A 14,795-nucleotide genomic window follows, 5' to 3' on the forward strand; every position below is an offset into this window, starting at 1 on the left:
CATGTTCATCAAGTACCTCGCCAATCGCACCGGCCAGCCCCTGCTGGTGCTGTGGGCGGCGTTCACGGCGTCGTTCGTGCTGCTGCAGCTGTTGCCGGGCGATGCGATCCTGATCAAGTTCCTGAACCCTGAGTTTGGACTGGGGCCGCAGGAGATCGCGGATATCCGTGCGGCCTATGGGGCCGACACGCCGGTGTGGCAGCAGTACCAGCACACGCTACTGGGCTTCCTCAGCGGCAACTTCGGGTATTCGGTGCAGGCGGGGGTGCCGGTAAGCCAGGGGCTGGCCACCAACCTGCCGCCCACGCTGCGCCTGGCGGGGCTCGGCTTTGCTGCCGCGCTGCTGCTGGCGGTGGTGCTGGCCTTTGTGTCGCAGCTCACGCGCTGGGGCTGGCTGCGAGCAGCGCTGCAGTCGCTGCCCTCGCTGTTCATCTCGGTGCCGGTGTTCTGGCTGGGGATCATGCTGATCCAGGTGGTGTCGTTCCGCCTGGGCTGGATTCCGGTGATCAACCCCGGCAAGTGGCAGGGCCTGGTGCTGCCTACGCTCACGCTGGCCATCCCCATCGCTGCGCCACTGGCGCAGATCCTGATCCGCAACATCGACGAGGTGCTCACCCAGCCGTTCGTGGCCGTGGCGCGTGCCAAGGGCGCCACGCGCCAATGGGTGCTGTGGAAACACGTGGCGCGCAACGCGGTGCTGCCCACGCTGACCATCGCGGGTGTGTTGTTCGGCGAGCTGCTGGCCGGTGCCGTGGTCACCGAGGCGGTGTTCGGCTTGAATGGCCTGGGCAGCCTCACGCAGCAGGCCGTGGGCAACCAGGACACCGCCGTGCTGCAGGCCGTGGTGGTGGTGTCGGCCACGGCCTTCGTGTTCATCAACCTGGTGGTGGATCTGCTGTACCCGGTTTTTGATCCCCGTCTTCGTACCCGTCTCGGCGCCTGAAGGAGCCTGCCATGTCCACCACATCTTCGACCGCCGACCTGGGCGCCTTTGTTGGCGCCGCGCAGCCTGCACCACAACGCTACGAGCGCGCCGCCGTGGCCCCCGCTGCTGTGGTGGCGCCCACGCCCACGGCATTCCTCCCTGCGGCCCCGCCGCCGCGCACACGCCACAGTGCGTGGGCCCACCGTGCCATTCAGCGTGCGCGCAGCGCCCCCCTCAGCCTGTGGCTGGCCTGGGGTGTGATCGCACTGGTGGCGCTGTGGGCAGTGGTCCCCGGTGTTTTCACCAGCTACAGCGCCACCGTGGGTGTGGCCGGCCAGCAGCTGCAGGCGCCCTCGGCCGCACACTGGCTGGGCACCGATGCGCTGGGCCGCGACGGCTATGCGCGCCTGGTGTTCGGCGCGGTGCATTCGCTCTCGGGCGCGTTCCTGGCTGTGGCCGTGGGGCTGGTGCTGGGCACGCTGCTGGGCGTGCTGGCGGGCTCCATCGGCGGCTGGGTGGAGGACGTGATCATGCGCACCGTCGATGTGCTGCTCTCGGTGCCCCCGCTGCTGCTGTCGCTGTCCATCATCATCATCCTGGGCTTTGGCACGCTGAATGCGGCGGTGGCTGTGGGCGTGGCCTCGGTGGCCAGCTTTGCGCGGCTCACGCGGTCCGAGGTGGTGCGCGTGCGCCGCTCGGAATATGTGGAGGCCGCGTTCGGCAGCGGCGGGCGTTTCGGTGCCGTGCTGTGGCGCCACGTGCTGCCCAACTCGCTGACCTCGGTGATCGCCATGGCCGCGTTGCAGTTCGGCTCTGCCATTCTGTCGATCTCTACGCTGGGGTTTCTGGGCTACGGCGCGCCGCCGCCCACGCCCGAATGGGGTCTCTTGATCGCCGAAGGGCGCAACTACATCGCCACGGCATGGTGGCTGACCACAGTGCCTGGGTTGGTGGTGGTGGCCGTGGTGCTGTCGGCCAACCGCATCAGCGCGGCCTTGACGAAGGGGCGCGCATGACGGTCAGCCCTGTCACCGCAACACCACCGGTGCTGGAGGTGGAAAACCTCGCCATCGCCTACCGCGAAAAGGACCACGAACAGCGCGTGGTGCACGGCGTGTCGTTCTCCATTGCACCCGGCGAAGTCGTGGCGCTGGTGGGCGAATCCGGCTCGGGCAAGACCACCACCGCGCAGTCCATCATCGGCCTGCTGGCCGACAACGGCCGGGTGGAGCAGGGCGCCATCCGGCTCAACGGCACGGACATCGCGGGCTGGTCTGCTGACCGCTTTGATACCGTGCGCGGCCGCGTGGTGAGCCTCATCCCGCAGGACCCGACCAGCTCGCTCAACCCCGTGCGCACGGCGGGCGAGCAGGTGGGCGAGATCCTGCAGATCCACCGCTACGGCGACCGCCAGGCCATCGCGCAGCGGGTGGTCGAGCTGCTGGCCAAGGTGGGCCTGTCGCAGCCCGAGCTGCGTGCGCGGCAGTACCCGCACGAGCTGTCGGGCGGCATGAAGCAGCGCGTGCTGATAGCCATCGCCATTGCGCTGCAGCCCGCGCTCATCATTGCCGACGAGCCCACCAGCGCGCTCGACGTGACGGTGCAGCGGCGCATCCTCGACCTCATCGACGGGCTGCGCGCCGAGTTTGGCACCGCCGTGCTGCTGGTCACGCACGACCTGGGCGTGGCGGCCGACCGCGCCCACCGGCTGGTGGTGCTGCAGGGCGGGCGCATCCAGGAGCAGGGCGACACGGGCAGCGTGCTGCGCAACCCGCAAAGCGCCTACACGCGCAAGCTGCTGGCCGATGCGCCCTCGCTGGCCAGCGCAGCTTTCCGCGCTCCCCGTGTCCTGGTGGCCAACGATGCGCCCGAGCGGCCCGATGACTTCGCCATCGTGGTCGAAGGCCTGGTGCACGATTTTCCAGTGGCGGGGCGCAAGGAGCCATTCCGCGCGGTGGATGGCGTGTCCTTCCGTGTGCGGCGTGGCACCACGCATGCCATCGTGGGCGAGTCGGGTTCGGGCAAGACCACCACCATCCGCAACGTGGTGGGCTTTCGCCAGCCCACGGCGGGCCACATCGTCATCGAGGGCATGGACCTCACCACCCTGCGCGGCGAGGCGCTGCGGCAGTTCCGCCGCACGGTGCAGCTGGTCTACCAGAACCCGTTCAGCTCGCTGGACCCGCGCCAGACCATCTTCCAGATCATCGAAGAGCCCCTGCTCAATTTCGATCCGCTGCCTGCTGCCGAGCGCGCGCGCCGCGTGCACGACATCCTGGCCCGTGTGGGCCTGCCGCCGACCGTGCTGGAGCGCCGCCCGCGTGCCCTGTCCGGCGGGCAGCGCCAGCGCGTGGCCATTGCGCGCGCCCTCATCCTGCAGCCGCGTGTGCTGGTGCTCGACGAGGCCGTGTCGGCCCTCGATGTGACCGTCCAGGCGCAGATTCTGGCGCTGCTGGAGACGCTGCAGCGCGACCTGGGCCTGACCTATCTCTTCATCTCGCACGACCTCGCCGTGGTGCGCCAGATCGCAGACACCGTCTCGGTGCTGCAGGGCGGCCGCCAGGTGGATGCGGGGCGTGTGGAAGACGTGTTCCTGCGCCCCGGCAGCGACTACACGCGCGAACTCATTGCCGCCATTCCCGGAAAGAAAAACCCACACCATGACCCTCTCACAGACCTCTCCAGCAAAACGCCTCGGGTTCTTCAGCAGGCTGCTTGACGATGTGCCTGCGGGCGAGCGCTACCGGCTCGTGACCGAGCAGATCGCCCATGCCGAGGCTTTCGGCTTCGACTCCGCCTGGGTGGCGCAGCACCATTTCCACGAGCACGAAGGGGGCCTGCCCTCGCCCTTCGTGTTCCTGGCCCATGTGGCGGCGCGCACGCGGCGCATCCGGTTGGGCACGGGCATCGTGACCCTGCCCATGGAAAACGCGGTGCGTGTGGCCGAGGACGCCATCGTGCTCGACCTGCTCTCGGGCGGGCGGCTGGAGCTGGGCGTGGGCACGGGCGGCACACCCGAATCGTTCGCGGCCTTCGGCATCACCAGCGAAGACCGCAGTGCCGTGTATGCGCGCCACCTGGCCGTGGTGCGCGAGGCCTGGGCCGGGCGCCCGCTGCCCGGCGGCGACCGGCTGTACCCGGCCGCCGAGCAACTGCTGGGCCGCATCTGGCAGGCCACGTTTTCGGTGGCGGGTGGCGAACGTGCGGGGCAGGCGGGCGACGGGCTCATGTTGTCGCGCACCCAGCCGCGCACGGCCGATGCGCCCAACGCGTCGCTGTCGGACCTGCAGCATCCCATCATCGATGCCTACCTGGCGGCATTGCCTGCGGGCAGCACACCGCGCATCGTGGGCTCGCGCAGCCTGTTCGTGGCCGATGACCGCAACGAGGCGCTGCGCCTGGCCGATGTGGGCCTGCGCCGTTCTGCCTCACGTTTTGCAGCGGCGGTGTCGCCTGGGCAGGCCCCGCGCCCCGGGCCCGATGCACCGCTAGAAACCCTGATCGCCGCTTACGACGTGCATGTGGGCACACCCGACGACGTGATCGCCTCGCTGCGGGCGGACACGGCGCTGGCGCGCACCACCGACATCGTGTTCCAGGTGCATTCCGTGGACCCGCCACACGCACAGATCCTGCGTTCCATCGAACTCACGGCCACCCATGTCGCCCCGGCGCTGGGTTGGGTGCGCAAGCAGCCCGGCAACGCCACGGCCGCATCCTTGGCCACACCCACTTCCGCAACCCGTATCGAGGCCTTTGCATGAGCCAAGCCAACCCCTCCTCCCTGCCGGGCCACACCTTGCCCGATGTGATCGACCTGCTCGTGGGCATCGAGCCCGGCGACCACCTGGACACCCTCCGCCGCCACCGGCTGCAGGCGCGCACCCATGCGCAGGAAAGCTACCGCGCGCTGTTTGCGCCCACGGCCCCCGCGCCCGGCGCGGTGACGCTGGCCGAGCGCCTGGCTGTCGCGGCCTTTGTCGCGGGCCTGCACCAGCAGCCCGATGCGGCGGCCTTCTATGCCGCCGCGCTGGTGGCGCAGGACGCGGGTGCGGGGTTGGCGCAGGCGATTGCGGCCGAGGTGAGCCGGGGTGCGGCGCAGGGGCCCTATGGCCACTACCCTGCCGGCCCCCTGAGCCGCGAGGACACCGATGGCCCGGTCTACGCCGTGGGCGAGTCGCAGCGCACCGTGCTGGGCGCGCGACTGTCGGCGGGCCTGGCGCACGCGCACCTGCTGGCCTTCCACCCGCGCGATGCCAGCCCCGGGGCCTTGCAGGCGCTGCTGGACGCAGGCTGGTCGGCCACCGACATCGTGATCCTGTCGCAGCTGGTGGCGTTCCTGTCGTTCCAGATCCGCGTGGTCGTGGGCCTGCGCGCGCTGGCCGCCTACCCTGCATCCCCCACACCGTTGTCCCCCCGCACCGCAGAGGCCCAGCCATGAGCGAACCCGCCGTCATCACCCACCCCGGCAACCACGAACCCACGGCCTTCACCCAGGCGCAGCTCGAATGGCTGCCCTGGCTGTCGCCGCTGCCCGAGGAAGAGCTAACCGAGCGCCACTACGCTGGCCTGGTGGATGCCGCACGCGCCAAGTCGCCCTACTTCCGCCTGCTGGCGCGCGACCCTGACACGCTGGGCGCGCGCACCCGCACTGACAAGGACATCTTTTACAACCCCGACGCCGGCTTGCCCCGGGCGGAGCGCGAGCTCTCGGCCACGGTCACATCGCGCGCCAACGGCTGCATCTACTGCGCGTCGGTGCATGCGCGGTTTGCCTCGCACTTCTCGCACCGCGAGGCCGATGTGCAGCGCCTGCTGGACGAGGGCGTGGGCGCAGACCTGGGCCCGCGCTGGAACGCCATCGTCGAAGCGTCCGTGGCCCTCACGGCCACGCCCACGGCGCTGGACGGCACCCACATCGAGCGCCTGCGCGCCCAGGGGCTCGATGATTTCGCGATCTCGGATGCGCTGCACGGCGCGGCATTTTTCAACTGGGCCAACCGGCTGATGCTGTCGCTGGGGGAGCCGCAGCAGGAAGTCGCCGCGACGTGAAACGGTGGCCTGAAAAGGGGTCCATCGATGGTTCTCCACCCGTTCGGGCTCGGCGTGAACGGTGTGGAGGAGGTCAGCGCCCCCTCAATCCAGCCACCCCTTGGGCACTTTGTCGGCCTTCTTCTCCACCGGGTTGGCCGTGAGCCACTGCGGCGCGTACTGCCGCATGAACTCCTTGGCCTTGTCGGGCCGGGCCGACAGCCAGGCGTCGTAGGCGCCTTCGTTCAGGATGGCGGGCATGTTCTTCTCGCTGCCCGGCGGGCCGTAGCGCTGCAGCAGCGCGTGGTTGTTGGCGTTCACGGTGAGCAGGCAGTAGCTCACGATCACCTCGCCGTCCGCCCCTTGCCAGCGCGCCCACAGGCCCGCCACGCCCATGGGCTTGCCGTCCACGCGGGCGATGCGGGTGGGCACGGCCTTGCCGGTGCGCCAGTCGTCTTCAAAAAACGCCTGCATCGGCACGATGCAGCGCTGGCCGTTCAGCCAGGCGTCGCGGAACGCAGTGCCGGTGGAGGCGAGGTCGGACTTGGCGTGGGCCAACTTGGGGGCGCGCAGCTTTGCGTCGGATGCCGACTTGACCCAGTGGGGCACCAGGCCCCACTGCGCGGGCACCAGCATGCGCTCTGCGCTGTCGCTGCGGGCCTCCTCGCCCGCCGGTGAGGGCGGCGCCGCACCCAGGGCAGTGGCGCTGGCAGCGGGCACGATGCAGGCCCCGGGTTTGCGCAGGCGCAGGTGGCGCTCCAGCGGGGTGTCGGGCGGCGCCACGGCAAAGGCCTCGCGGTAGCTGTCGGCGGGGTGCAGGGTTTCGTAGTGGGTGGCCATGGGGCGATGGTAGCGGGTGGCGGCTGGGTTTATGAATAAAAATCGGCTTTTCCGCGCATCTGGTAACGGTTGTTAGCTATGAAAAATGTAGTTAACAACCTTTCGGCACTGCGGGGGCATTGCGGCAGCCCTGATGTGCGTCAAGCCCCTTGTCGCCTGTGTTGTGACGGGCTGGCGCGCGGTTTTGACAATGGCCGCATGGACTTCGCACCCTCACCCCTGGCCCGTGCACTGCTGGCACGGCTCACTGCTTTCATGGACCGCTACCTGCTGCCCTACAACGCCGCCTGGCATGCGGCCGTGGCGGCGGGCGACTACCCGCCGCCGTTTCTGGACGACCTCAAGACCCTGGCGCGCGAGCAAGGCCTGTGGAACCTGTTCTTGCCCACGCTGCGGGATGACGAGCCCGGCACGCGCCTCACCAACCTCGACTACGCGCCGCTGGCCGAGGCCATGGGCCGCCTGCCCTGGGCGGCCGAGGTGTTCAACTGCCAGGCGCCGGACACCGGCAACATCGAGCTGCTGCACCGCTTTGCCACGCCCGCGCAGCGCGCGCGCTGGCTGGTGCCGCTGCTGCACGGGCAGATGCGTTCGGCCTTTGCGATGAGCGAGCCCGATGTGGCCTCGTCCGACCCCACCAACCTGCAGACCACCGTGCGGCGCGAGGGCGGCGACCTGGTGATCAGCGGCCGCAAGTGGTTCATCACGGGCGCGGCGCACCCGCACTGCCAGCTGCTCATCGTGCTGTGCCGCAATGCGGATGCTGAGTATGCGAGCAGCCACAGCAGCCACCGCAGCCACAGCATGGTGCTGGTGCCTGCTGACGCAGCAGGCGTGCAGATCGTGCGCAACATCCCCGTGCTGCACCACCATGCGCCCGAGGGGCATTGCGAGATTTTGCTGCGTGGCGTGCGGGTGCCCGCCGACCACCTGCTGGGCGACTGGGGCGCGGGCTTTGCGATGGCGCAGGCGCGGCTGGGCCCGGGGCGGGTGCACCACTGCATGCGCAGCATCGGCCAGTGCGAGCTGGCGCTGCGCCTGGCCACCGAGCGCGCGCTGGAGCGCACGGCGTTTGGCAAGCCGCTGGCCGAGCAGGCCAATGTGCAGGACTGGCTGGCCGAGTCGCGCATCGAGATCGACCAGGCGCGGCTGCTGGTGCTGCATGCGGCCTGGCTGCTGGACCAGGGCGATGCGGTGGACGCGCGCCAGGTGCGTGCCCAGGTGGCTGCCATCAAGCTGGTGGCCGCGCGCCTGCAGCAGCGCGTGGTGGACCGCGCCATGCAGATCTTTGGCGCCATGGGCCTGTCGCCCGACACGCCGCTGGCAGCCTTCTGGACCTGGGGCCGCGCGCTGCGGCTGATGGACGGGCCCGACGAGGTGCACCTGCGCACCGTGGCGCGGCACGAGCTGGCCCGGGCGCGCGCGGGGCTGGGGGAGTCCGGCGCCTGGTTCACCACGCCCGAGCAACTGCGCGCGCCGCCGCACCTGAGCGCGTGACGGGCTCCGTGCGAGCAGTGGGCACTGCGCAGGCGGATGAGGTCGCCCCGCCCGAGCCCCACTTGGCAGCCCGGGGCGGCTTGGAGATACTGGCCACCTTGTCTCCACTCTGGAAGCCCCACCATGCGCCAGCCCGCCCTCGCCTTGACCACGGCCCTGTTGTTGACCGGTGCGCTGGCCCCCGCCCAGGCCCAGGTGCAGAAGATGCGCCCCGGCCTGTGGGAGCACAGCGTGGCCATGAAAAGCCAGAGTGGCGAGATGGAGGCGGCCATGGCGCAGATGCAGAAGTCCATGGCCAGCATGACGCCCGCGCAGCGCAAGCAGATGGAGCAGATGCTGGCGCAGCAGGGCGTGGCCATGGGCCCGGGGGGCAGCACCACCACCGTGAAGGTGTGCATCAGCCCCGAGCAGGCCGACCTGGACCGCATCCCGCCGCAGGAAGGCTGCACGCAGACCGTGACCCGCACCGGGCCGAACGCGGTGGCCATGCGCTTCAGTTGCAAGGGCGCGCAGGGCCAGCCGCCCACCACGGGCGAGGGCACCATGACCTTCAACGGCCCCACGGCCTACACGGGCCAGTTCAAGGTCAAGACCACCAGCAACGGCAAGCCCGACCAGCTCGACATGGCGCAAACCGGCAAGTGGCTGGCCGCCGACTGCGGCGCGCTCAAACCCGTGCGTTGAAGGGGGGCTGGCCCGCAGCGGGGCGCGGCGGGTGCTGTGGGCCGCTGGGCGCCACCACCTAGCGGTTGCGCCCCAGGGCCTTGGCGGTGTAGAGCGCCTGGTCGGCGCGCTCCAGCGTGTGCACCACGGTGTCGCCCGGCAGGTGCAGGGCCAGGCCTGCCGACACGGTCAGGCGCAGCGTCCCCGTGGCGTGGGGGATTTCGAGCGCCTCCACCGCCAGCCGCACGCGTTCGAGCAGCTCGCGTGCGTCGTTCAGCTGGGTGTCGCACAGCATCAGCACAAACTCCTCGCCACCCCAGCGGGCCAGCACATCGGTGTCGCGCACGTTGGCGCGCACGGTGCCCGCAAAGGCCTGCAGCGCGCGGTCGCCGGTGGCGTGGCCGTGCTGGTCGTTGATGGGCTTGAAGTGGTCGATGTCGAGCTGCGCCAGCAGCAGGGGGCGGCCGCTGCGCAGGCTGCGGCGGTGTTCCAGCTCCATCAGGTCGAGCATGGCGCGGCGGTTGATGAGCCCGGTCAGCTCGTCGCGTGTGGCCAGCTCGCGGTTGATGTCCAGCGCCTGCGCCAGCGCCTCGCGCTGCTGCTGCAGCCGGGCGCGGATGCGGTGGATGCGCAGGTTCAGCGCAATACAACCCCCGAGCACGATGACGACCATGAGGGCATAGGCGGTGTCGAGGTAGCCCGAGGCATTGGCGCTCAGGCGCGAACTCACGCCGATCGCGCACCCAAAGGCCACCAGCGCATAGATACCGATGCCGATCACCTCGGCCACACGTGAGGCCGAAGGTGCCAAAGAACAGGATCATGGCCAGCACGCTGGGCACCAGCCCGCGCGCCTCGCCCGCCAGCACGTAGGCCACGGCGCCGCTGGTGATGGTCCAGGCCATCTGGGGCAGGGTGAGCGAGGGGTCGCGCAGCGCCAGCGTGGCGCCGGACCGGATGAAGGCTGTCATCACGGCCAGCCCGCCCACCGAGAGGGCGGCCCACCAGTGCACGGCGGTGGCGTTCAGCGCAGCGCTGGCATGCGCCACCAGCAGCATCACGCCCGCGCTGGCGGTCATCAGCAGCAGGGCCAGCAGCGCCATCCCCACCAGCGTGCGCCGCCGGGGATCGGTGGAGAGAATCACATCCCTGAGGCGCTGCCAGCGGGAAGGGTGGCGCAAGGTGGGGGCTCCTGCCAGAGGTGGAGCCACGCGCAGGGCGCGGCCGATCGGGCATTTTAGGCCGCAGGGGCCCGCGCGTACATCCTTGGAGCCTGTTATTCCATCCCGGCCAGGTACTTGTGCGACTCTAAAAAGACTTTGAACAGGCTCTTACAGCAGGGTCAGCGCTGCCAGGGCTGCCAGCGGCGCGGTTTCGGCGCGCAGCACGCGGGGGCCGAGCGTGACGGGGGCAAAGCCATGTAACAAGGCCAGGTCTTCCTCTGCGCTGCTGAGCCCGCCTTCGGGGCCCGAGAGGAACAGCACCGGCCCGGCCGGGGCCGCCGCCTGCTGCAGCGGCAAGGTGCCTGCGCGCAGCGACAGCAGCAGGCGCTGCGCTGCCACGGCCCCGTCGGACGCTGCGGCCCCTGCCTGCGCACGCGCCCAGCCCGCGAGGTCGATGGCATCGTGCACCACGGGCACGCGGTTGCGGCCACATTGTTCGCAGGCGGCCACGGCCACGGCCTGCCAGTGGGCGATCTTCTTGTCGGCGCGCTCGCCCTTGAGCTTGAGCACGCTGCGCTCGGCCACCAGCGGGGTGATGCTGGCCACGCCGAGTTCGGTGGCTTTTTCCACGAGCCAGTCCATGCGCTCGTTGGCGGTGATGCCCGCGAGCAGGTGCACGGCGCGCGGCGCCTCGCGCTCGGTGGCGTGGTGGGCGCCCACCTGCACCAGCACATCGCTGCGGCCCATTTTCAGCACCGTGGCCTCGAACTCGCCGCCTTCGCCGTTGAACAGCGTCAGCGCATCGCCGGGCTGCAGGCGCAGCACCTGCACATGGCGCGCGGCGCCGGGGGGCAGTGCAATCTCGGCGCCCGTGGCCAGTGGAGCGGGGCAGTAGAAACGGGGCATTTGCTATGTTATTAATAGCTGTCTGGGCAATATGGTCGCGCGCAGAGGGCTGTTTTTGCTTGAAATTTTGGCGATTGGGCGGTGCTGCCTGCCTACATGCGGCCGTAGGCAAAGCCCACCACGGGCTCGGTGCCTTCGATCTGGTCGAGCATCTTGAGCAGCGGGCCCAGCTGGCGGTAGCGGTTGGCGGTGGCGCGGATGTAGGCCATGAACCGGGGCGCGTCGGCCAGGTACTTGGGCTTGCCGTCGCGCAGCGTCAGGCGCGCAAAGATGCCTGCGACCTTGAGGTGGCGCTGCAGGCCCATCCATTCCACCGCGCGGTAAAACTCGCCAAAGTCATCGCCCCAGCCGCTGGCGCTGTTGGCGCCCAGCAGCCCGGCCTTGCGCGCCTTCTCCCAGTAGCGCACGGTGATGTCGATGATGAATTCCTCTTCCCAGCTGATGAACGCATCGCGCAGCAGGCTGGCAATGTCGTAGGTGATGGGGCCGTAGACCGCGTCCTGGAAGTCCAGCACGCCCAAGGGTGCGCCTGCTTCCAGGGGCGCCATCAGGTTGCGGGTCATGAAGTCGCGGTGCACATACACGCTGGGTGCGGCCAGGTTGTGCGCCACGATGGCGTCAAAGGCGCTGCTCAAGGTGGCCTGTTGCTTGTCATCCAGGGTGACGGCGCGGTGCTTGGCGAGGTACCAGTCGGGGAACAGCGCCAGCTCGCGGCGCAGCAGAGGCTCGTCGTAGGCGGGCAGCACGCCGGGCTGCGAAGCCTTTTGCCACTGCAGCAGCACATCGGTGGCCTGCTGGTACCAGGCGTAGGCATCCTGGGGTTTTTCAGGGTTCAGCCGCTCGATCACGGTCTGGTGGCCCAGGTCGGACAGCAGCATGAAGCCGGTGGGTTCATCAAACGCCAGGATCTGCGGCACGTTCAGCCCGGCGGCGGCCATCAGGCCCTGCACCTGCACAAAGGGCTTGCAGTTTTCCTTGTCGGGCGGGGCATCCATCACGATGCAGCTGGCGCCTGCGGCCGTGTCGATGCGCAGGTAGCGGCGAAAGCTCGCGTCGGCCGAGGCGGGGCGCAGCGTGGCGGGCAGCAATTGCTGGGGGCCGACCAGGGGCGCCAGCCAGGCGTCGAAGGCCGCTTTGCGGGCGGCGTCGGGCCAGGTCACGGGGGGCAGGGCGGTGGCGGCAGCGGCCGCGCCCAGGGGCGCACCGGCGGGTGATGGGGGGAAGGGGTGGCTCATGGATAATCCGATTTTAAAACCCGCTTTGGGCACGCGCCCCCGCAGAGCCTGGGGCGGGCCTTCTTCCTCTGCCACTGCCCGAACCACCACCCCACGTGCCACGCTGCCAGCCCCCCACCGTGCAGACCCCCTCTTCCCTGCGGCCCCGGCCTGCCACGGCACAGGCAGCGCGCCTGCGCGCCCCGGTGCCGCGCGCGCTGGCCTATGGTGTGGCGCTGGCCTGCTGCAGCTGGCCGCTGGCGGCCCTGGCCCAGGGCCCGGCGCCCAGCGCCTGGGACGCCCCGCCCGCACTGCGCACCTCGCCCCTGCTGCAAGAAAAGATCCCCGACGCCGTGCGCCCCCAGCTGCCCGTGTTTGTGAAGGGTGACCGCATCAGCGGCCAGACCGACCTGAACGCGCTCATTGAGGGCAACGCCGAGCTGCGCCGGGGCGACACCGTGATCCACGCCGACCGGCTGGACTACAACGTGCCCGAAGACCTGGCCAAGGCCAACGGCAAGGTGCGCATCAACCGCGCGGGCAATGTCTACGAGGGCACGGCGCTGGAGCTGCGCGTGGATGCGTTCGAAGGTTTCTTCAGCGACGCGCGCTACCAGTTCCTGGCCACACAGGCGCATGGCGATGCCACGCGCGTGGACTTCATCGACCGCTACCGGGCCGTGGTGCACAACGCCACCTACACCACCTGCGAGCGCGGCAACGAAGAAAGCTGGGAGCCCGACTGGGTGTTGCGCGCAGGTACGCTGCGCCTGGACAACGAAGAAGAAGTGGGCACGGCCGAGAACGCCGTGCTGGAGTTCAAGGGCATCTCGGTGCTGCCCATCCCCTACATCACCTTCCCGCTGTCGGACAAGCGCAAGTCGGGCCTGCTGCCGCCCACCATCGGCCTCGACAGCCGCGACGGCGTGGCCTACATCCAGCCCTATTACTGGAACATCGCCCCCAACCGCGACGCCACGCTGCGCGCCGCGCTGATGACCAAACGCGGCGCCAACCTGGGCGGCGAGTTCCGCTACCTGGAGCCCACGTACTCGGGCCAGGTCAGCGCGGACGTGATGCCCGCTGACCGGCTGCGGGACCGCCTGCGCTGGAGCTTCTCGGGCCAGCACCAGGGTGCGTTTGACACCGCCATCGGTGGCCTGGGCCTGAACCTGAACATCAACCGCGTGAGCGACGACAACTACTGGCGCGACTTTGGGCGCGCCTCCGAGCCGCTGCGCCAGCGCCTGCTGCCCGGCGACGCCACGCTGTCCTGGGCCCGCAACGACATGAGCGCCCGCGTGCGCACCCTGAAGTGGCAGACGCTGCAGGACGTGAACGCACCCATCGTGCCGCCCTACGACCGCATGCCGCAGCTGCAGTGGCGCTATGCCCCGTCGCAGCTGGATGGCGGTTTCGATGCGACCGTGGAGCTGGACACCACACGTTTCCAGGCCGCGCGCGCCCTCACGGGCCAGCCCAACGCCGACCGCAGCTACGCCATGGCGCAGATCAGCCGGCCGTTCCTGTCGCCCGGCGGCTTCATCACGCCGCGCCTGCAGCTGCACGCCACCACCTACCAGTTCGACAGCCCGCTGGCGAACGGCGACCGCTCGGCCAGCCGCACCCTGCCCACCTTCAGCCTGGACAGCGGCCTGGTGTTCGAGCGCGACGCGGCCTACTTTGGCCGCGCCTTTTTGCAGACGCTGGAGCCGCGCGCGTTCTACACCTACACGCCCTACCGCGACCAGAGCCGCCTGCCGGTGTACGACACGGCGGCCAACGACTTCAACTTTGCCACCGTCTACACCGAGAACGCCTTTGGCGGCAACGACCGGCTGGCGGACAACAACCTGCTCACCCTGGGCGTGACCACGCGGCTGCTGGACCCGAACACGGGTGCCGAGGCCGCACGGTTTGGCATCGCCCAGCGCCTGCGTTTTTCAGACCAGAAGGTCACCCTGCCGGGCGTAGCGCCCGTGAGCGAGCGCCTGTCCGACCTGCTGCTGGGCGCGGGCATCACCTGGACGCCGCAGTGGGGCTTTGACTCCACCGTGCAATACAACCCCAAGACGGGCCGCTCCATCCGCTCGACCATCGGCGCGCGCTACAGCCCCGGCAACTACCGCACCGTGAGCGCGGCCTACCGCCTGCAGCGGGGCACCAGCGAACAGATCGACATCGGCTGGCAATGGCCGTTGAACGATCTGTGGGGCGACAAGGGCAAGGACCTGGGCGCAGGCCGGGGCCAGGGCGGCGGGCGCTGGTACAGCGTGGGCCGCCTGAACTACAGCCTGCAGGACCGCAAACTGGTGGACACGGTGGTGGGCTTCGAGTACGACAGCTGCTGCTGGATCGGCCGCGTGGTGCTGGAGCGCCTGCAGAGCAGCGTGACCACGTCCAACACCCGCCTGCTGTTCCAGATCGAATTTGTGGGATTCTCCCGCCTCAGTCTGGGCTCCAGCCCGCTGGAAACCTTCAAGAACAACGTGCCGCGCTACCAGAACCTGCGCGAGCAGGTCTCCACGCCCAGCCGTTTCAGCAACTACGACTAAC

13 protein-coding genes are annotated in these 14,795 nt (G+C 69.7%); 9 read left to right on the forward strand and 4 right to left on the reverse strand.

Annotation, left to right across the window (positions count from 1 at the left end):
• Position 1 precedes the first annotated feature (1 nt).
• From A1D30_RS14740 to A1D30_RS14765, 6 genes are read left to right on the forward strand one after another with little or no spacing between them, the layout of a single operon-like run.
• The gene (locus A1D30_RS14740) at positions 2–943 is read left to right on the forward strand and encodes an ABC transporter permease (protein ID WP_063461575.1); all 942 of its coding nucleotides are present in this window, start codon (positions 2–4) and stop codon (positions 941–943) included.
• Positions 944–954: 11 nt separating this feature from the next.
• Positions 955–1,941 (forward strand): ABC transporter permease, encoded by a 987-nt coding sequence (locus A1D30_RS14745; RefSeq protein WP_109790955.1) that lies wholly within the window; start codon positions 955–957, stop codon positions 1,939–1,941.
• Positions 1,938–3,644 carry an ABC transporter ATP-binding protein gene (locus tag A1D30_RS14750; RefSeq protein WP_063461476.1) on the forward strand — a complete coding sequence of 569 codons (1,707 nt, stop codon included), beginning with the start codon at positions 1,938–1,940 and terminating at the stop codon, positions 3,642–3,644. The genes A1D30_RS14745 and A1D30_RS14750 overlap by 4 nt, the downstream gene beginning before the upstream one ends.
• Complete coding sequence (locus tag A1D30_RS14755) at positions 3,586–4,689, forward strand: putative FMN-dependent luciferase-like monooxygenase (protein WP_063461477.1); 1,104 nt, start codon at positions 3,586–3,588, stop codon at positions 4,687–4,689. Before A1D30_RS14750 ends, A1D30_RS14755 begins: the two co-directional genes overlap by 59 nt.
• On the forward strand, positions 4,686–5,366 hold the full coding sequence (locus A1D30_RS14760) for a CMD domain protein (protein WP_063461478.1): 681 nt from the start codon (positions 4,686–4,688) through the stop codon (positions 5,364–5,366). The genes A1D30_RS14755 and A1D30_RS14760 overlap by 4 nt, the downstream gene beginning before the upstream one ends.
• Entirely contained in the window at positions 5,363–5,977 is a 615-nt protein-coding gene (locus A1D30_RS14765; protein ID WP_063461479.1) for an alkylhydroperoxidase domain protein, read from the forward strand. The genes A1D30_RS14760 and A1D30_RS14765 overlap by 4 nt, the downstream gene beginning before the upstream one ends.
• An 84-nt stretch (positions 5,978–6,061) precedes the next feature.
• Here A1D30_RS14765 and A1D30_RS14770 read toward each other — a convergent pair whose 3' ends face one another.
• A complete protein-coding gene (locus tag A1D30_RS14770) occupies positions 6,062–6,796 on the reverse strand; it encodes an SOS response-associated peptidase family protein (protein WP_063461480.1) in 735 nt (244 codons plus the stop codon).
• 198 nt (positions 6,797–6,994) lie between these two features.
• On the opposite strand from A1D30_RS14770, the gene A1D30_RS14775 reads away from it, so the two are divergent.
• Both A1D30_RS14775 and A1D30_RS14780 read left to right on the forward strand, forming a co-directional pair.
• On the forward strand, positions 6,995–8,293 hold the full coding sequence (locus A1D30_RS14775; RefSeq protein ID WP_063461481.1) for an acyl-CoA dehydrogenase family protein: 1,299 nt from the start codon (positions 6,995–6,997) through the stop codon (positions 8,291–8,293).
• A gap of 123 nt (positions 8,294–8,416) precedes the next feature.
• Positions 8,417–8,977 (forward strand): DUF3617 domain-containing protein, encoded by a 561-nt coding sequence (locus A1D30_RS14780; protein ID WP_063461482.1) that lies wholly within the window; start codon positions 8,417–8,419, stop codon positions 8,975–8,977.
• 58 nt (positions 8,978–9,035) lie between these two features.
• Here A1D30_RS14780 and A1D30_RS14785 read toward each other — a convergent pair whose 3' ends face one another.
• The 3 genes from A1D30_RS14785 to A1D30_RS14795 all read right to left on the reverse strand — a co-directional run bounded on the left by A1D30_RS14785 (position 9,036) and on the right by A1D30_RS14795 (position 12,260).
• Complete coding sequence (locus A1D30_RS14785; protein ID WP_242421901.1) at positions 9,036–9,767, reverse strand: diguanylate cyclase; 732 nt, start codon at positions 9,765–9,767, stop codon at positions 9,036–9,038.
• Between the two features lie 520 nt (positions 9,768–10,287).
• Entirely contained in the window at positions 10,288–11,025 is a 738-nt protein-coding gene (locus A1D30_RS14790) for a 16S rRNA (uracil(1498)-N(3))-methyltransferase (RefSeq protein ID WP_063461483.1), read from the reverse strand.
• A gap of 92 nt (positions 11,026–11,117) precedes the next feature.
• Complete coding sequence (locus A1D30_RS14795) at positions 11,118–12,260, reverse strand: phosphotransferase (RefSeq protein WP_063461484.1); 1,143 nt, start codon at positions 12,258–12,260, stop codon at positions 11,118–11,120.
• Positions 12,261–12,433: 173 nt separating this feature from the next.
• Between A1D30_RS14795 and A1D30_RS14800 the strand changes: the two genes are divergently transcribed.
• Positions 12,434–14,794: an LPS-assembly protein LptD gene (locus A1D30_RS14800; RefSeq protein WP_199865995.1), complete on the forward strand. Its 2,361-nt coding sequence runs from the start codon at positions 12,434–12,436 to the stop codon at positions 14,792–14,794.
• Position 14,795: the final 1 nt, after the last annotated feature.

It is taken from the genome of Acidovorax sp. GW101-3H11, from assembly GCF_001633105.1.
Lineage (GTDB): Bacteria > Pseudomonadota > Gammaproteobacteria > Burkholderiales > Burkholderiaceae_C > Acidovorax.